General features: G+C 60.3%; 15 protein-coding genes. 10 read left to right on the forward strand and 5 right to left on the reverse strand.

Annotation, left to right across the window (positions count from 1 at the left end; genetic code table 11):
- Nucleotides 1-64: 64 nt before the first annotated feature.
- Both ACQZ40_RS22055 and ACQZ40_RS22060 read left to right on the forward strand, forming a co-directional pair.
- Nucleotides 65-853, forward strand: a complete 789-nt coding sequence (locus tag ACQZ40_RS22055; protein WP_448748642.1) for a DUF1295 domain-containing protein — start codon at nt 65-67, stop codon at nt 851-853.
- A complete protein-coding gene (locus ACQZ40_RS22060) occupies nt 850-1,875 on the forward strand; it encodes an SAM-dependent methyltransferase (RefSeq protein ID WP_448748643.1) in 1,026 nt (341 codons plus the stop codon). Before ACQZ40_RS22055 ends, ACQZ40_RS22060 begins: the two co-directional genes overlap by 4 nt.
- A 124-nt stretch (nt 1,876-1,999) precedes the next feature.
- Here the strand turns inward: ACQZ40_RS22060 and ACQZ40_RS22065 are convergent, their stop codons facing one another.
- On the reverse strand, nt 2,000-2,608 hold the full coding sequence (locus ACQZ40_RS22065; RefSeq protein ID WP_448748644.1) for a DsbA family protein: 609 nt from the start codon (nt 2,606-2,608) through the stop codon (nt 2,000-2,002).
- Nucleotides 2,609-2,671: 63 nt separating this feature from the next.
- On the reverse strand, nt 2,672-4,483 hold the full coding sequence (gene dsbD / locus ACQZ40_RS22070) for a protein-disulfide reductase DsbD (protein WP_448748645.1): 1,812 nt from the start codon (nt 4,481-4,483) through the stop codon (nt 2,672-2,674).
- 125 nt (nt 4,484-4,608) lie between these two features.
- On the opposite strand from dsbD, the gene ACQZ40_RS22075 reads away from it, so the two are divergent.
- The 3 genes from ACQZ40_RS22075 to ACQZ40_RS22085 all read left to right on the forward strand — a co-directional run bounded on the left by ACQZ40_RS22075 (nt 4,609) and on the right by ACQZ40_RS22085 (nt 7,408).
- Nucleotides 4,609-5,268: a response regulator gene (locus tag ACQZ40_RS22075; protein WP_065656201.1), complete on the forward strand. Its 660-nt coding sequence runs from the start codon at nt 4,609-4,611 to the stop codon at nt 5,266-5,268.
- The gene (locus ACQZ40_RS22080) at nt 5,268-6,626 is read left to right on the forward strand and encodes an ATP-binding protein (protein WP_448748646.1); all 1,359 of its coding nucleotides are present in this window, start codon (nt 5,268-5,270) and stop codon (nt 6,624-6,626) included. Before ACQZ40_RS22075 ends, ACQZ40_RS22080 begins: the two co-directional genes overlap by 1 nt.
- A gap of 80 nt (nt 6,627-6,706) precedes the next feature.
- Nucleotides 6,707-7,408, forward strand: coding sequence for a L,D-transpeptidase (locus ACQZ40_RS22085; RefSeq protein ID WP_236781156.1), 702 nt, complete (start codon nt 6,707-6,709; stop codon nt 7,406-7,408).
- Nucleotides 7,409-7,471: 63 nt separating this feature from the next.
- Here ACQZ40_RS22085 and ACQZ40_RS22090 read toward each other — a convergent pair whose 3' ends face one another.
- Complete coding sequence (locus ACQZ40_RS22090) at nt 7,472-8,320, reverse strand: LysR family transcriptional regulator (RefSeq protein ID WP_162856837.1); 849 nt, start codon at nt 8,318-8,320, stop codon at nt 7,472-7,474.
- A 103-nt stretch (nt 8,321-8,423) separates the two neighbouring features.
- On the opposite strand from ACQZ40_RS22090, the gene ACQZ40_RS22095 reads away from it, so the two are divergent.
- Entirely contained in the window at nt 8,424-9,758 is a 1,335-nt protein-coding gene (locus ACQZ40_RS22095; protein ID WP_448748647.1) for an aspartate aminotransferase family protein, read from the forward strand.
- Here the strand turns inward: ACQZ40_RS22095 and ACQZ40_RS22100 are convergent.
- Nucleotides 9,755-11,860, reverse strand: a complete 2,106-nt coding sequence (locus ACQZ40_RS22100; RefSeq protein ID WP_448748648.1) for a sensor histidine kinase — start codon at nt 11,858-11,860, stop codon at nt 9,755-9,757. The genes ACQZ40_RS22095 and ACQZ40_RS22100 overlap by 4 nt on opposite strands.
- Complete coding sequence (locus ACQZ40_RS22105; protein ID WP_080856758.1) at nt 11,857-12,591, reverse strand: response regulator transcription factor; 735 nt, start codon at nt 12,589-12,591, stop codon at nt 11,857-11,859. Before ACQZ40_RS22105 ends, ACQZ40_RS22100 begins: the two co-directional genes overlap by 4 nt.
- A gap of 239 nt (nt 12,592-12,830) precedes the next feature.
- On the opposite strand from ACQZ40_RS22105, the gene ACQZ40_RS22110 reads away from it, so the two are divergent.
- The 4 genes from ACQZ40_RS22110 (at nt 12,831) to ACQZ40_RS22125 (ending at nt 18,344) form a co-directional block, all read left to right on the forward strand.
- Entirely contained in the window at nt 12,831-13,829 is a 999-nt protein-coding gene (locus tag ACQZ40_RS22110) for an ABC transporter substrate-binding protein (RefSeq protein ID WP_142845011.1), read from the forward strand.
- A 114-nt stretch (nt 13,830-13,943) separates the two neighbouring features.
- On the forward strand, nt 13,944-14,969 hold the full coding sequence (locus tag ACQZ40_RS22115; protein WP_003492136.1) for an ABC transporter substrate-binding protein: 1,026 nt from the start codon (nt 13,944-13,946) through the stop codon (nt 14,967-14,969).
- Nucleotides 14,970-15,054: 85 nt separating this feature from the next.
- Complete coding sequence (locus ACQZ40_RS22120; RefSeq protein ID WP_065656205.1) at nt 15,055-17,286, forward strand: ABC transporter permease; 2,232 nt, start codon at nt 15,055-15,057, stop codon at nt 17,284-17,286.
- On the forward strand, nt 17,283-18,344 hold the full coding sequence (locus ACQZ40_RS22125; protein WP_078051624.1) for an ABC transporter ATP-binding protein: 1,062 nt from the start codon (nt 17,283-17,285) through the stop codon (nt 18,342-18,344). Before ACQZ40_RS22120 ends, ACQZ40_RS22125 begins: the two co-directional genes overlap by 4 nt.
- The last annotated feature ends 70 nt before the right edge of the window (nt 18,345-18,414 follow it).

An 18,414-nucleotide genomic window follows, 5' to 3' on the forward strand; every position in this document is an offset into this window, starting at 1 on the left:
TCCGCTCGTATTTGCCATCACGAAACCCGACCTCAAACCATTCAAAATGGCGAGCTAATTAGTGATGTTTTCTGTAGTCCTGACGCTTGCCATTCTCATGTCGCTTCTGATGGCGGGTGCTTGGGCGTTGCAGAGAGCAACCGGTTCAAGCGGCTGGATCGACACGGTCTGGGCGGCAACTGTCGGGTTTGGCGGAATTTTCGCCGTTGTTTTCGCTGGTGGAGATGGCTGGCGGCGTGGTGCTACACTTTTCCTGGTCGTTGTCTGGTCCCTGCGGCTTGCCGGCCATATTGGCATGCGCACGCGAGGAGCCGGGGAAGATCCCCGCTATGCAAAGCTTATGGAGCAATGGGGGAGCGCTGCCGCCCTGCGGCTATTCATCTTCCTGCAGATACAGGCAATCGCCGCTTTCGTGCTCGTTCTTGCGGTCTATCTTGCGGCAAGCAACACGCATGTGTTTCCGCGTATGGTTGACGTTATCGCCATGGTGGTTGCCCTTGGCGCGCTGGCAGGCGAAGCGCTCTCCGACGCCCAGCTCTCGAAATTCAGAAAGACCGCAGCGGCAAAAAACAGTGTCTGCGAAACCGGCCTGTGGCGTTATTCCCGTCACCCCAACTATTTTTTCGAATGGCTTTTCTGGTGCGGTTTTCCGCTGCTGGCCATTCAGGGGCAGCCCTTGTCATGGGTATCGCTCGCCGCACCGGCGATGATGTACTGGCTGCTTGTCCATGTCTCCGGCATTCCGCCGCTTGAAGACCATATGCTCCAATCGCGCGGGGAAAAATTCCGCGCCCTTCAACAACGCGTCAACGCCTTTTTTCCGGGGCCGCGCAAGAACGAGGACAGGCCATGAACATGCTCGCACTCGCCATCAACGCCGCCGAGCGCGCGCCGCTCAGCGACGGCGTGACGCTGGCCGGAATAGATATGCTCTGCGCACGGACGAAGCGGCGGCTTGCCGCCATTCCAACGGATGCGGAAGAGGTTTTCGCGGCGGATATGGTGAAGTTTCCCGTCGCCAGCCATACCGACGATGCAAACAAACAGCATTATGAAGTGCCAGCGGCATTTTTTGCGCTCGTTCTGGGAGAGCAGCGCAAATATTCCTGCTGTTATTATGACGATGCGACGACGACGCTGGATGAAGCTGAAAATGTTGCTTTGGCCCAGACCTCGGCCCATGCCGGCCTAGAAGACGGCATGGATATTCTGGAACTCGGGTGCGGATGGGGTTCGTTATCCCTCTATATGGCCGGCCGCTTCCCCAATGCGCGCATCGTGTCAGTCTCGAATTCCGTGTCGCAGCGCGAATATATAATCGGTCGTGCCCGAGAACGGGGGCTTTCAAACCTTTCTGTCGTGACGGCCGATATGAATGATTTTACGACGGGAGATCGATTCGACCGTGTCGTATCGGTGGAAATGTTCGAGCATATGTCGAATTGGCGCGTGTTGTTCGAGCGTGTTCACTCGTGGCTGAAGCCGGACGGCAGGTTTTTCCTGCATGTGTTTAACCACCGCGACCGATCCTATCGTTTTGACCACAACAATCCTGCCGACTGGATCGCCCGGCACTTCTTCACCGGCGGCATCATGCCGGCCTTCGACCTTCCCCATCGCTTCAGTCAGCTTTTCACCGTCGAGCAGGAGTGGCGCTGGTCAGGGTCGCACTATCGTCGGACAGCGCTCGATTGGCTCGAAAATTTCGACAAAAAAATTGACCGTATCCGACCCATTCTGCGGCAAACCTATGGCGCCGACGCCCGGCTGTGGGAAAGGCGATGGCGATTGTTCTTCCTGGCGACCGCGGGGCTCTTCGGGCATGAGGGCGGTGACGTGTGGGGTGTAGGGCACTACTTTTTTAAGAGGGTTTAGTGTTAGCGCCACACAATCTCGACAGAAGGCAGCGATCGGGAAATTTCGTGTGATAATGATAGGGCATCGAGGGGGTCCTTATGAGATGACAGGGAGGGGCGTTGTTCCGGGGGAAATTTGCGAACTATGACCGGGCCTGTTTAATGGCGGCCTTGAGGCCTTTCTCGTCCAGAACACCGGGATAGATCGTCTTGCCGATGACGAAGGATGGCGTGCCGACAAAGTTGAAGGCGAGCGCCTGGCGATAATTTCGATCGAGCAGCGCGGAGATTTTCCTGTTGTTGCTGTTCACCGCCGCGGCGATGTCTTTCATCGCCAATCCTGCGCCTGTCAGGGCTTTTTCGACATCGTTTTCGGAAATACGCCCTTTTGTTTTCATCAGCGCTTCCATGGCGATTTCATATTTGCCGATCTGGGCGGCCCCCAGCACCGCTTGCGCCGCGAAGACAGATGCGCCACCGAAGATCGGCCAGTCCTTCAAAACAAGCCTGACGTCGCCGTCATTTGCGACAACCTTTTTCACCATGGCATGTGAAGTCTTGCAGTAGGGGCATTGATAATCGAAATATTCGACAATCGTGACCTTACCTTTGGGATTTCCAAGCACGGGTGCGTCCCTGTCGAAGAACACCTCGTCCGTGCTGACCTGCTGTGCGAAGCCGTCTCCGGCAGACACCAGCGCTCCGCTAAAAGCCGCCAGCCCGCCGGCCATCAAATCGCGTCGTGAAAACATCAGAATTCTCCTTGTTGGATTATTGGGATACCGGCAATGCGGCAGGATTGATCGCGACCTCGTTCACGGACGCGATCCCTGCGCCCTGCGAGCGGATGCTGCCAGATCTGCGGCCGAGAATTCGCCGATCAGCCGCGTTGCTTCCGGCTCCCTTCGGTTGCTGTCGAGAAAAACCATCGTGGGCGGGCCGACTACCTTCAATGTCGAAAGCAACGCCTGTTTATTCGCGTCCAGTTTTGTCAGGTCCAGGCTGACGAGGTTTACTCCCTTCAACGCTTCAACCACATCGGGTGCGGTTAAAAGTGAGCGCTCGATCGTGCGGCAGGTCACGCACCAGTCGGCTGTCACATAAAGGAGTGTCGGTTCCTGTGGCGGCGAGCTGTCGAGCCGGGCTTCCAGGCTTGCGATGGAGGAAACCTTCTGGAAGTCGCTTTTCTCTATCGTTGCGAGAGATCCGGAACCACTGGCGGAACTCAGCGGCTTCAGGGGAGAGAGCGGATCCGTTGCACCGATGCCGAGACCGACAAAGATCAAGATTGCCCAGATGATGGATGCGAGACCCGTCGTGCGGGAAAGCACGCTCACACCGGACTTCGGATCGCCGGTCCCTGCACCGAAAGCAAAAACGCCGAAGGAAAGGGCAAGTATTGCCCATCCGAGCAATGTCAGCCGTTCCGGGATGAGCGGCGTTGCCAGCCAAAGCGCGGTGGCGAGAAACATGAAGCCGAAAATCTGGCGTACTTTTTCCATCCACAGCCCTGCTTTTGGCAGTGCCTTGCCGCTTGCGGTCGCCATGATGACGAGGGGAATTCCCTTGCCCAGTCCAAGGGCGAATAGTGCGGCGGCGCCGATGACGACATCGCCGGTGCGGGCAATGTAGAGAAGTGCACCCGCCAGGGGAGCCGTGACGCAAGGTCCGATGAGCAATGCCGAGGAGAAGCCGAGCAGCATCGCGCCGGGAATCGTGCTAGCACCCTGCGGCGATTTCGCAAACCGGGCAGAGATCACGGCTGGAAGCTGAATTTGGAAAAGGCCGAAATTTGCGAGCGCGAGCACGGCGAACAGGATGGATATCGCAGCTACGGCATAGGTCGATTGCAATGCGATCTGCAGGTTTTGCCCTGACCATGCGGCGGCCATTCCCATCAGCCCGAAGGCGAATGCAAGCGCAAGCGCATAAGATACGGACAACAGGAAGCCGCGCCGCGCGGTCAATTTTTCGCCTTCCCGGGCGAGCATGGCCGCAACGATCGGATACATCGGGAAAACGCATGGCGTGAAGGCGAGCAGCAATCCGAAACCGAGAAATCCGGCAAGAAGCAGGATCAATCCGCCATCCGCCAGCAGCAGATCGACCGCCATCTGCGCGCTATCCTCCGCCAGCGAAAATTCTTCCTTTGTGGCGTCCATGGAGACGCCGGCCGAAGCCTGTGCGGCTTTGGCGAAGCTGTTTTGGGAAAACACACCTTCAGCGCCCACGGTCAGGCTTGTCAGGTCGACCGTTTTGGTAGTCGGCGGATAGCAGAGCCCCCTGTCCTGGCAACCCTGATAGGTAAGGCGGAATTTCGCCGGCGCTTCGGCGATCGATGCCGTTGCGGTCTTGTAGTAAATCTCGGTAAAGCCGAAACTGGGGTCCTCTTTCATCTCTCCGGGGAGGGACTGGATTTCCAGTTTGCGGCCGTCCTCGCCTTCTGCGCTCAGATAGTCACGGTAGAGATAATAGCCGTCATTGATCGCCCAGCGAATGATGGCGCGGCCGTCGTTTCCTCGCTCGACCGTTGCCTTGAACGCCTGGTCCATGGCAAGTGGTGTTTCCATCGCGGCCGCCGGGGAGACGACCCTGAAAAGCGCCAGGATCACAAATGTGAACGCCAATATGCGCATCCGGCATATCCTTTCATGTATTCTTCCATGCCGGGACTGATCTCGCCGGGAGCTTAAGGCAGGCTTAAGCTGGTGCGCGCATGGCAAGATTGGATGGACCGCTTGCGGAGGCGTGATTGCGAATTCTCATTGTCGAAGATGATCCGATCCTGCTCGACGGGTTACGGGAAGGTTTGAAGCTGAGCGGCTTCGTCGCGGACGGCGTGACAACGGCCGCCGATGCGTCGGAGGCGCTGGCGACGGATAATTTCGATGCGGTCGTTCTTGATCGAATGCTGCCGGACGGTTCCGGGCTGGATGTCCTGAACGGCTTGCGTCGCAGTGGAAACCGGATTCCCGTCCTGCTCCTGACGGCCAAGGACGAGGTTGGAGACCGCATCGATGGTTTGGATGCGGGCGCCGACGATTATCTTGGCAAACCTTTCGATCTGGATGAGGTTGCCGCCCGTCTGCGGGCGATCATGCGCCGTGCGGCCGGGCGGGCGAGTGCGCAGATCAGCCTGCGAGGGCTGACGCTGGATCCCGCTTCGATGCAGGTTCTTCGGGATGGGTCGACCGTAATCCTGTCGCGCCGCGAGTTCTCGATCCTTCATGCGCTGATGGAAAGTCCCCAGGCAATTCACTCCAAACAGGCACTGGAAGAGCGTCTCTACGGCTGGCAGGAGGATGTGGAGAGCAATACGATCGAGGTGCATGTGCATAAGCTGCGCGCCAAACTTGGAAGTGCCGCCATCGAAACGGTGCGCGGGGTTGGCTACAGATTGGGGATGCCCTGATGCGTTCGATCCGGTTGCGGCTTTTTGCGATCCTGCTGGCGACGACGGGAGCCCTCTGGCTGCTTGCCGTCATGTGGACCTATTTCAGCGTGCAGCATCAGGTCGAGCGGGTGCTGGACGCGCGACTGATGGAAGCCGCCCGCATGGTCAGCTCGCTCCTTACCGATCACCATATCGATGTGGCTGCCGCCGTGGACGACACGAAAGCCACCGACGCCGCTTCGCCGTTCGATCTCCAGGAGGACTACCGACGGCAGCTCTCCTGCCAGATATGGTCGCTTCAGGGGCACCTCGTCAGCCGGTCGGAAAGCGCGCCGCGAGAATCGCTCACAGACAATCGCGACGGGTTTAGCGAAACCATCGTCGATGGTGTCCGATGGCGTGTCTTTGCGGTTGTGAATCCGAACCTCAATGCCCGTGTTCTTGTGGGCGACAGTCTGGAGATACGCGACAGGCTGGTTGCCGATGTGGTCAAGGGGCAGCTCGTTCCGGCCGTTGCCATTTTGCCGATCCTTGCGGTGCTGATCTGGCTGAGTGTTGGACAGGGGCTGGGACCGCTCAACAGGATCGCCATGTCACTGGGGTTGAGGTCTGCGGATGAACTGCACGCCATCGAAAACAGGGACACGCCCAGTGAAATCAAGCCATTGCTCAGATCGCTGAACTCCCTCTTCCTGCGGGTGGAGGCAGCCCGTGAGCGTGAGAAGACGTTTATCGCCTATGCCGCCCACGAGTTGAAGACCCCGCTTGCCGGATTGAAGACCCAGGCTCAGGTGGCGCTGCGGAGTAAGGAGGATGATGTTCGAGACAAGGCGCTGGCGCATATTTCGACGAGCGTTGACCGGACCGGGCGTCTTGTCCGCCAGCTTATCGACCTGGCGCTTGTCGATTCGGCGGATCGCGGCGACGGGATCGAGACGGTGCGGCTCGCAGAGATAATGGAGGACATTCGGTCCGATCTTGAAGCCCAGAGCAGCAGGCGTGGCATCTCCGTGAAGCTTCGCATGCAACCGGATGAAATGGTGACCTTGAGAAACGTCAATCTCCTGCGTCTGGCCCTGCGCAACGTGATCGAGAATGCGATTCAGTATTCGCCGGAAGGCTCAAGCGTTGAGATTTGTGCGCTGAAGAACGGTCCCAAGGTCGAAATCGACGTGACGGATCAAGGGCAGGGCATAAACCCGGAAGATCAGGCGACTGTCAGGGAGCGGTTCAAGCGAGGACATTCGGCCCATGGCGAAGGCAGCGGCCTTGGCCTGGCGATTGTCGACATGGCGATGCGAAAGCTCGGCGGGGAACTTGATTTTCGTCAGGCTGATTCCGGTTTCGTCGTGACGCTTATTCTGCCGCAGGAGTGACCGGACTACGGTTTAAGGCAGCCTTAAGGTTGGAGCTTCAGCCACGTTTTATAGGCTCCAACCAATTCCAGCAGGCTCCCATGATTCGTCTAATTGTTTCTCCTCGCAGGCCGATGGCCGTCGCGTTGACAATCTTCCTCACCGCTTGCGCAAGCAATGCCGACCGTATTCCCGGCGCTGCGCCGCGCCCTTCCAATGAGCGTGTCGAAGATCGGGAGGCAGCCCCGATCGGAACCGACCCGGTGCTTATGTATGGCGAAAAGACGGATGCCGGTTTTCATATTGCCGGCGTTAATACCGGAAAAATGAATCCCGAGTTCGTGCGACAGGTCGTAAGCTATGCCACGGACGAAAAGCCCGGTACGATCATCGTCGATCAACGAGCGCGTTTCCTTTATCTGATTCAACCCGGCGGTAAGGCGATCCGATATGCCGTGGGTGTCGGCCCTGTTGCGCGCGCCTTCGATGGTGGCGACGCGATTATTGCGCGAAAAGCTGCCTGGCCTCGCTGGATCCCAACACCTGAAATGGTCGCAAGGAACCCCGCGCATTACGGCCCGAACAAGGATGGAGTCGATGGCGGCCCGTCGAACCCGATGGGTGCCCGAGCGCTGTATATGCATAAGGATGGCAGGGATACATATTATCGTGTTCACGGCACGAATGATCCAGGCTCAATCGGCAAGGCTGTATCGGCCGGCTGCATTCGTCTTCTGAATCAGGATATCATCGACCTCTACAACCGGGTAAAGCCCGGTGCCCGGATCGTTGTACAAGGATAGCATGCAGCCGCTTGATAGCCTGGCGAAGTTCCAGGCGATTCCGAAGCCCGGATTAACCTGACGCTACAGGCTAAGACCGGGAAGAACGGTGCGGATGTGATCGCCCAGCGCCCTGGCTGCCGACGATGTCTGCGTATCGGCAAACTCGATGGCAATGCCGATCGTCGGCAGGGGTGGTAGCCCGCTTTTGACGATATGAAGGTCGGCTGGAACGGCTGTCCTTGTCAGCACGCTGATGGCGTGGCCGGAGCGCGCGATTGCGATGAGGCCGGAAAGGCTGTTGCTGGCGAAGGCGACGCGGTAGCGGCGATTGGCGGCTTCCATGGCGTCGCACGCCGCGCGGTGATCCAGCGTCACGGGCGCGGAGAGCGCCAGCGGCAGCACATCCTTGGCGAGGAGATCCGGCTCCGGCCTGTCCGCCACCCAGACGAAGCTTTCCCTGCGGAGCACGTCGCGGTGATCCGGATCGGATTGCGAAACCAGCGCCATGTCGATCTGGCGGCGTTGTAGGAGGGGGCGCAGTTCCGTCGTGGGTGCGCAGACCATGCGCAGATCGACTTTCGGGTAGGTGCCGAAGAAGCCTCTCAGCAGTTCCGGCAGGAAGGCGATGGAATAATCTTCAGGGCAGCCAAGGCTCACGGTTCCTTGCAGCGTCGCCTCGCCCATATCGGCAAGGATTTCATCATGCCGGGCAAGCAGGGCGCTGGCATGGGCAAGCAGTCTCTCGCCCGCCGCAGTTACGCGCACTCCAGAACCCGTTCGCTGCAGCAGGGTATGGCCGACCAGCTCTTCCAGCCGCTGCATCTGGGTGCTGAGCGCGGATTGGGTGCGTCCGATCTGCGCTGCGGCGACGCTGATGGAGCCGGCGCGAGCGACAATGATAAAATTCTTCAGCAGCGTAAGGTCGAGCATGGCGATATCAAAATTATCGATATCGGAGTAAAATACTATCAATTGGACTGAGGTGGCAATGGGTTGTTATGTTTCCGCAAGATAAACTCTTGGGTAATGTGCCATGGACAAGCTTGCGAAGAACTTCGCCTCGCTCAATGACGAACCGGCTTTCTGGGAGGCCGCCAATAAACATCTGACCCGCTACGGACCGGCCTTCGAGGAGATCATCGTCGAACGGGCTGAGGGAAGTTTCGTCTATGATGCGGATGGGCGCGCCATTCTCGATTTCACCTCCGGCCAGATGAGCGCTTTGCTCGGGCATACCCATCCGGATATCGTTGCCACCGTCAACCGGCAGATGGCATCGGTCGCCCATCTCTTTTCCGGCATGTTGTCCCGCCCGGTCGTCGACCTGGCGGCGCGGCTGGCGGCGCTCGCGCCGGGTCTTGATCGCGTGCAATTGCTAACCACCGGGGCTGAATCCAACGAGGCGGCGATCCGCATGGCGAAGCTTGTGACCGGCGGGCATGAGATCGTCGCTTTCGCGCAGAGCTGGCACGGCATGACCGGCGCTGCGGCCTCCGCCACCTATAGCGCCGGCCGCAGGGGTTATGGCCCGGCCACGGCCGGTTCACTCGTTATTCCCGCGCCGAATGCCTATCGTCCGCGTTTCAAGAATCCCGATGGATCGAATGACTGGCAGGCGGAACTCGACGATGCTTTCGAACTGATAGATCGCCAGTCGACCGGCAATCTTGCCGCCTTCATTGCCGAGCCGATCCTGTCGAGCGGCGGTATCCTCGAACTGCCGGTCGGTTATCTCGCTTCGCTAAAGAAAAAGTGCGAGGAGCGCGGCATGCTGCTCATCCTCGATGAAGCCCAGACCGGTGTTGGCCGGACCGGGCATATGTTCGCCTTCCAGCGCGATGGGGTGACGCCCGATATCATGACGCTGTCGAAGACGCTCGGCGCCGGCCTGCCGCTTGCGGCGGTGATGACGAGCGCAGACGTCGAACAGAAGGCCTTCGAGAGGGGTTTCCTGTTCTATACGACCCATGTTTCCGATCCGCTGCCGGCGGCTGTCGGCGTGACGGTTCTCGATGTGGTGGCGCGTGATGGGCTGGTGGAACAGGCAATTGCCCGCGGAAACCGTTTGAAGGAGGGGCTGCTCTCGCTGCAGCAGCGGTTCGAATGCGTTGGAGATGTGCGCGGGCGCGGGCTTTTGCTCGGACTTGAAGTCGTCGCCGACCGGCATACGAAAGCCCCCGGTTTCGAACTCGGTGCGCGCATCATGCAGGAGGCGATGTTGTGTGGCCTCAGCATGAATATCGTCAAGCTGCCCGGCATGGGCGGCGTCTTCCGCATTGCGCCGGCGCTGACGGTATCGGATTCGGAAATCGACCTTGGGCTGGAGATACTGGCGGATTCGATCGAATCCGCACAGCTTGCCCGCTAGGTGTGACCGGCATTTGCCGGAAAAGTCAGTTCCACCCTTGCGCCTTCGCCGGGTCTGGAACTGATATGCGCTTCGCCGCCGCTCTGGCGCACGAAGCCGTAGACCATCGCGAGGCCGAGACCTGCACCGCCATGGTCGCCCCGCGTGGTGAAATAGGGCTCGAAGGCCTTGTCCACGGCCTCCGGCGTCATGCCGATGCCCTCGTCGGTGACGGCGATCACCAGCGTATCTTTGCCCGAAGCGGCCTCGATCGAAATCAGGCCGCCATCGGGCATGGCGGCTGCGGCGTTCAGGCAGAGATTGAGAATGGATTGTTCAAAAAGGGCCGGGTCCAGCGGTATCGAAGGAAGATCGCCCTCGATATCGAGCGCGATCCGGCATTTGGGGCCGACGGCGATTTCGAGAATATCGGCCATGCCGCGCAGCAGGCTTGCGACATTGATGACGCTTGGATGAATCGGCTGCTGGCTACCGATGGTAAGCATGCTGCTGGCCAGAGACCGGCCGCGGTCCGCCGCCTTGCGGATGCGGGCGATGTGCCGCTTCTGGCGATCGTTGAAACCGGCTTCCCGCTCCAGAAGTCCTAGACTGCCGGTGATAATGCCGATCATGTTGCCCACCTCATGGCTGACCTGATGGGTCATGCGCATGATGCCATCGAGCCTCTGGGCTTTGACGGCTTCCGCTTCCTGGCGATCGAGAGCGGTCACATCGCGGGCGAGCAGCACGATGCCGCCATCCGGCTGGCGTGACATCGATACTTCAATCACCCGCTGATCGTCGGTGCGATGGCGCAGGACTGCGCGGTCGAGCAATTCTCCCGGCTCTGCATCGAAGGGCAGCAGAGCCGGGTCGATTTCCGGGATCGGTTCGACAAACCTCCGAAGCGGCAGTTTTCGCGACGAGCCGGAGCGTCCGACGAGTTCGATGATGCGACGGTTCATGGTGATGGGCCGGCCGGCCGGATCGAAGAGTGCAATTCCCTCGTTCATGGTGCGGAAGGTCGAGCGGATGGTGCGGGCCGCCGCTTCGGCCGTACGCCTGAGGCGCGAGACGCGGTCGACGCTGTCATGGAAGGCGCGAAACGCATCGAGCAGCCGGATCAACTCCGTCTCGGGGCCGGTATAGGAGGGCGGGCCGACATCCTTATCTCCCTTGGCGAGGGCATTCATGCCATTGGAGAGCGTCACGATCCCGCGCGAGACACGCATTACCGAGCGGATCGAGAAGATCGCCACGATGAGAACCAGAAGCGAGGCGACGGCAACAATGATCAGCAGCCGGTTGAGGGCATCGGAAGTCGAAATCAGGTCTTCGTTCAGGCTGCGCGCAACCGCATCGCCCTGGGTTTCGGTCACATGGGAAAGATCCCGCGAGACGGTGTGAAGGCGGGAGACCGAGGCGCGGATCGCGAACATTTCCAGAAGGTAACGGCTCTGGGCTTCGAAGACCCGCTCATAGGGCTGCAACTCGGCCATGGGCAGGCGCTCGCCGGGATAGCCCTGCTGGCGCGCCGTCGTTTCCGCCACGTAGCGGCGGCGCAGTTCGCCAAGCTGGAACAGGCTGTCGGATGCGGATGCGGCCTGTACGATGCCGTTCATTCGCCGGCGCAGTTCCGGATCGAGGATGCCCTGACCGGTGGCGATTTCGCCGAGCGCCGCTGCCGCTTCCGCCTTGTGGCCCTGTGCCGCATCGGCATCCTTCGCAAGATCGAGCGTCTGTTCCCGGATGATCTGGAGGAGTTCAACGATGCGTTCGCTGGCAAAGCCACGGGTGATCCGCTCACCGTTGTCCGGTCCTGTCATTTCGAGCAAAATATCGACCTGCTGGACCACCGAGCGGCTTTCGCTGGAAACGCGATAGGGCGAGGCGGCGTTCATCAGGAACGGTGCGCTGGAGACGAGATCGGAGACCTGCCGCGAGACCAGCGACGCCTTGGCGAGGCTTGAAAAGGCCTGCAACCCATAGGCCGCCATTTCATCGCGGGCGCGCTGCAGGCCATAAATGGCGATGGCGGAAAGGCTGAAGACGAGGAGGCAGGTAAAGACAATCGCAAAGGGCAGGCGAAAGGCGATGGAGGAAAGGAAGGAGCGGCTGATCACGGGGAAAGCTCGCCCTCATCGGTGTGGAGCACATAACCCTTGCCGCGGCGCGTCTTGATATGGCGCGGCAGGTCGGGATTGATCTCTATCTTGCGCCTCAGCCGCAGCACCAGCACGTCGACATTTCTGTCGATGTAACGGTCGCTCTCCGAACCCAGCCTGTCGAGAATCTGGGAGCGGCTGACGGGCTGGTTGGGTGTTTCCGCCAGTATTTCCAGAAGCGCGAATTCGGCGGTGGTCAGTGTCCGGCTACGGTCCGCGAGGCAGACGGCGCGGCGTGCATCGAGATCGATTGCCCAGTCGCCGAGGCGAAGCGCCCCGCGCCCATGATCGCTGTCCTTCTCCTGTTTCAGCGAAGGGATCGTTCGGCGTAGAACAGCTTTGATCCGGGCCGTGAGTTCGATGGGTTCGAAGGGTTTGACCACATAATCGTCGGCTGCGGTCTCAAGCCCGAGAACCCGGTCGGCGGCGCTGCCGGCGGCAGTGACCATGACGATGCCGATGTCGATCTGGCTGCGCAGCCGCTGGGCGAAGGTGCGTCCGGATGTGCCCGGCAGATTGTGATCGACCAGCACAAGCTGCATCCTGTCCCTTGCCAATATCTCGTCCGCCTCCTCGGCGGAGCGCGCGCAGGTGGGCAGCCAGCCCTCCGCCTCGATGAGGTCCGAGATGAGCTCGGCCATATCCGGATCGTCCTCGACGATCAGAATGCGAACCTTCTGATTAAGCACTGCACTTTCCTCCCGCCATCATCATAGGCATTGCGGCGGCGATCTTCAAAGGCTCGCTGGTTATCGCCCCTGTCATAATTGTAATATCTGTAATCTTGTTCGGCGGTGCGGTGAAAGATTGGTAACCATTCTTCGATTGCGGTGCGGACAGGATGTGACATGCTGTAGGTGGAGACTGGAACGGGGAGGTTCCGGGCAGGGAGGCTTAATTGAAAGCATTGACCGCACTTGCGGCGAGCATGGCTTTATGGCTGTGCGGCGCAGGGCATGGCATGGCCGAGCCGAAGTTGAACGTCCTTTGCGGCGTCGACGAGGCCTGGTGCGTGACCATGCAGCGGGCTTTCGAAGCCAGGGCCGGTCTCGAGATTTCGATGGTGCGCAAGAGCACCGGCGAAATTCTCGACCAGATTCGGGCCGAACGATCCCATCCCACTGTCGATGTCTGGTGGGGCGGTACTGGCGATACCCATTTGCAGGCGGGGTCTGAAGGGCTGCTGGATGAATACCGGCCTGTCCATCAGCAGGATTTGCTGCCGTGGGCGCAGAATTTCTCGGTGATGTCTGGATCGCGGTCTGCGGGAATTTATGCCGGCGCGCTGGGCTTTGCCTATAATTCGGAACTGCTTGCGAAGAACAATCTGCCGGCGCCGACCTGCTGGAAGGATCTGGCGAAGGATGTCTATCGCGGCCATATCCTGACCGGCAATCCGAACTATTCAGGCACGGCCTTCACCATGCTGGCCACTCTCGTCCAGCTCTTCGGCGAGGAGGAAGCTTTCGGGTTCGTGGCGAAGCTCAACCAGAACGTCGTGGGCTATACCAAGGTGGGTGCTGCACCGGTGAAGGCGGCGGCGCGGGGCGAAGTCCTGATCGGAATTTCCTTCATGCATGATGCAGTGACGCAGAAGACCGAAGGGTTTCCGCTTGTTATCGTCGCCCCCTGCGAGGGCACCGGTTACGAGATCGGGGCGGTCAGCATCGTCAAGGGCAACCGCAATACGGCCCTTGCGCAGGATTTCGTGGAATTTGCGTTGAGCCCGGAAGGGCAGGCGACCGGGGCCGCGGCCGGCCAGAACCAGGTGCCTTCCAACGCCCGGGCGACATTGCCGCTGACCGCACCTGACATATCGATGATCAAGATGGTGGATTACGACTTCGCCACCTTCGGACAGCCGGAAGAGCGAAGTCGGTTATTGAGCCGCTTCGACAGCGAAATCCACCCGAGCCAGACCCAGTAGGGCCAAAACCCACATCCCGCAAAAGACAGCGCGCGCGCCGCAGGGCGCCGCGACCGGCAGCGCCATGTCTGCGCGCGGCCCAAGAATTCAGACGCAAGCTACAGGAGGATAACCATGCGACTGACGATACTTTCCACCCTGCTTTTTGCCGGCACGGCACTCAGCGCCGTTTCCGCGCAGGCGGCGGGCGAACTGAACCTGATCTGCTCGGCCGATGTCGTCATCTGCGAACAGATGAAGGGCGATTTTGAAAAGTCACACGACATCAAGGTCAATATGGTGCGCCTGTCTTCGGGCGAGACCTATGCCAAGGTGCGCGCGGAAGCCCGCAACCCGAAGACCGACATCTGGTGGGCCGGCACCGGCGATCCGCACATGCAGGCGGCGTCCGAGAACCTGACGCTCGAATACAAATCACCGATGCTGGACCAATTGCAGGACTGGGCCGTGAAGCAGGCGGAAAGCACCGGCTACAGGACGGTCGGCGTTTATGCCGGTGCGCTGGGCTGGGGCTACAATACCGAAATCTTCAAGTCCAAGGGTTACAAGGAGCCGAAGTGCTGGGCCGATCTGCTGGCGCCGGAACTGAAGGGCGAAATCCAGATCGCCAATCCGAATTCGTCCGGCACCGCCTATACGGCGCTTGCCTCGCTGGTGCAGATCATGGGCGAAGATCAGGCGATTGATTATCTGAAGAAGCTCAACGCCAATATTTCGCAATATACCAAATCCGGCTCGGCACCGGTCAAGGCGGCGGCACGCGGCGAAACGGCGCTCGGCATCGTCTTCATGCATGATGCGGTGGCGCAGACTGCGGAAGGTTTCCCCGTCAAGTCCATCGCGCCCTGCGAAGGGACGGGTTACGAGATCGGCTCCATGTCGATAATCAAGGGCGCCCGCAACCTCGACAACGCGAAGACCTGGTACGACTGGGCGCTGACGCCGGAGGTGCAGTCGCGCATGAAGGATGCCAAGTCCTTCCAGCTGCCCTCCAACAAGACGGCGGAAGTGCCGAAGGAAGCGCCGAAGTTCGAAGACATCAAGCTCATCGACTACGACTTCAAGACCTATGGCGACCCGGCCAAGCGCAAGGCGCTTCTGGAGCGCTGGGACCGCGAAGTTGGTGCGGTCGCCAACTGATCTTAACTCCGGCGACAGGCATCCCGGCTTTTTTAGCCGGGGTGTCCGCCACTCTTTCATCGGCATGAAATAAGCGAGGTCGGCCATGACACGTGGCAATCGCAGGCTGGACATCGTCCTGGCGCTCGGGGCTTTTGCCCTCATTCTTCTTCCCTGGTATCGCATCGAAGGCGGCTTTTTCAGCTTCCGCTGGCTTTCCGGATTTTTCTCTTCCGCCAGCAATGCGCCCGGTGTGCTGCAAATATTGTCCTATGGAAAACCATGGCTGGTCGGCGTCGTTGTCTTTTTCCTCGCCGCATGCCTTGTCCGGCCTGTAGGCGATCCGATGCGGCGCGGCAGGCTGCTTGCCATTATCGGCGCTGCCGGGCTCGTTTTCCTCGCCTTGCAGGGGCTGGCCATCGGCTTTAGCGGCTGGAGCTGGACGGTGAGCGAAAACCTCTTCGGCATGCTTGCCGATGGCCAACCTTCCATGGGTGCCGGTGCCGTCGTAGTGTCGTTCGTCTTCGTGCTGCTTTTCGCCTTAGGTCTCGCCGAGCGCGGCGTCATGAAAGGCGACGCCTTCGTCGTCGGTGCCATTTCCGTTCTGGTTTTCCTCGTCACGGTTTTTGTCTTTTATCCGATCGGCAGTATGCTGGTCGCATCCGTTCAGGATTTCGATGGCTCCTTCAACGCCGATGGTTTCATCCGCAATATTCAGGATCCCGGCATCTGGAGCCTTGGCTGCGTGGTGGGCGAAGAGCGTTGTGGCGTTGCCTGGCGGACGCTGTTTCTGGCGCTGATGACCGCCTTCGGTTCGACCGTGCTCGGTCTCGGCTTTGCGCTGATCGCCACCCGCACGCGCTTTCCCTTCAAGAAGGGCCTGCGGCTTCTCACCGTTCTGCCGATCATCACACCGCCTTTCGTCATCGGCCTTGCCCTGACACTGCTTTTCGGTCGCGCCGGTGTCGTCACCGAATGGCTTTCCTATCTCTTCGGCATTGAGCCCGGTCGCTGGCTTTATGGCATGACCGGCATCTGGATCGCGCAGGTCCTTTCCTTCACGCCCATCTCGTTTCTGGTGCTGATCGGCGTGGTTGAAGGCGTCAGCCCGTCGATGGAAGAAGCCTCGCAGACGCTGCGCGCCGACCGCTGGCGCACCTTCTGGCGGGTGTCGCTGCCGCTGATGAAACCCGGTCTCGCCAATGCGTTCCTCATCGGCTTTATCGAGAGCATGGCGGATTTCGGCAATCCGCTGGTGCTTGGCGGCACCCATGGCGTGCTGTCGACGGAAATCTTCTTTGCCGTCGTCGGCTCGCAGAACGATCCGTCGCGTGCTGCGGTTCTGGCGATCATCCTCCTGTGCTTCACGCTTTCGGCCTTCCTTGCCCAACGCTTCTGGCTGGCAGGCAAGAATTTCGCCACGGTGACGGGCAAGGGTGACAGCGGCGCGCATATCGCGCTACCGCGCGGCCTGTCCATCGGCGTTCACGCCGTCGTCGTGCCGTGGATGGTCTTCACCATCGTTGTTTATGGCATGATCCTTGTGGGCGGTTTCGTGAAGACATGGGGTCTCGACAATTCCCTGACGCTCGACCACTACCTCCGCGCCTTTTCCGTCAGCTTCTCCAATGGCTCGATTGCCTGGACGGGCGTTGCCTGGAACTCGTTCTGGACGACCATGAAGATCGCGCTGGTTTCCGCGCCGCTCACCGCCGCCGTCGGTCTTTTGACCGCCTATATCATCGTGCGGCAGAAATTCGCCGGGCGGAACCTGTTCGAATTCGCGCTGATGATGAGCTTTGCCATTCCCGGCACGGTCATCGGCGTCAGCTATATCATGGCGTTCAACCTGCCGCCGGTGGAAATGACCGGCTCGGCGCTGATCCTCATCGCCTGCTTCGTGTTCCGCAACATGCCGGTCGGCGTGCGCGGCGGCATCGCGGCGATGAGCCAGCTCGACAAGAGCCTCGACGAGGCCTCGCTGACGCTGCGGGCCAATAGTTTCCGCACCATCCGCAAGGTCATCCTGCCGCTCTTGAGGCCCGCAATCACGGCCGCACTGGTCTATTCCTTCGTGCGCGCCATCACCTCCATCAGCGCCGTTATCTTCCTCGTCAGCGCCGAATACAACATGGCGACCTCCTATATCGTCGGCCTTGTCGAGAACGGTGAATATGGGGTGGCGATTGCTTATTCCTCCATGCTGATCGTGGTGATGATCACCGTTATTACCGGCTTCCAGCTCATTGTCGGCGAGCGTCGCCTGCGGCGCGAAAACCGCGTCGCCGGCCTGCCTTCCGCTTCCTCCGTTCCTCTCGCTCAGGAGAAAACCGCATGATTTCCGTAAAGCCCGGCTCCGTTACCTTTCAGAATGTCCGCAAGACCTTCGGCGCCTTCACCGCCATTCCCGACCTTTCGCTCACCATCGAGCCCGGCACGCTGGTAACCCTGCTCGGTCCCTCCGGCTGCGGCAAGACGACGACGCTGCGCATGCTGGCGGGCCTCGAGCATCCGACCTCGGGCCGTATTCTCATCGGCGACAAGGATGTGACCATGCTGCCCGCCAATGAGCGCGATGTCTCGATGGTCTTCCAGTCCTATGCGCTTTTCCCGCATATGACGGCGCTCGACAATGTCGCCTATGGTCTGCAATCCTCCGGGCTGCGCAAGGCGGAAGCGCGGGAAAGGGCGGAAGAGGGGCTGAAGCTCGTCGGCCTTGCCGGCATGGGCCACCGCCTGCCTGCCGAACTTTCCGGCGGCCAACAGCAGCGCGTGGCGGTTGCCCGCGCTCTTGTGCTCGAGCCGCAGGTGCTGCTGCTGGACGAGCCGCTTTCCAACCTTGATGCCCGCCTCCGCCGCCGGGTCCGCACCGAAATCCGCGAATTGCAGCAGCGGCTTGGCTTTACTGCCGTCTATGTCACGCATGATCAGGATGAGGCGCTGGCCGTTTCCGACCGGATCATCGTGATGAAGGATGGCGAAATCGCCCAGTCGGGTGCGCCACGCGATCTTTACGAGGCCCCGGCCTCCGCTTTCATCGCCGATTTCATGGGTGAGGCGAATGTCGTCGGTTGCGAGGTCATTGGCGTTGAGGGCGCCGATGCGCTGATCCGCGTCGGGGGGATCGATCATCGGGTCGCGGCCCGCAACGCCCGGCCGGGTCCCGCAGAGCTTGCGGTCCGCCCCGGCTCGATTTCCATCGGACAACCGGGTGCGCAGGGGCTTGCCGGAAGGGTGCTGCACAGCGCCTATCTCGGCGGTCACGTTGAATATGAGGTGGAAACCGATATCGGTACGCTTTTCATCGTCGACCATGCCGTGGAGACCAGCCTGCCGGCGGCGAGCGATGTGACGTTGGGGTTCAAGAACCGGGGCATTGCCTTGATTCAGGCTTGAAGCCGCTCCTGCACTCAGGATTACATCGCGACAGAGGCAGATTTGTTCTGCCTCTGTGTGTCGGGAACGC

It is taken from the genome of Agrobacterium sp. 16-172Ci (assembly GCF_053522725.1).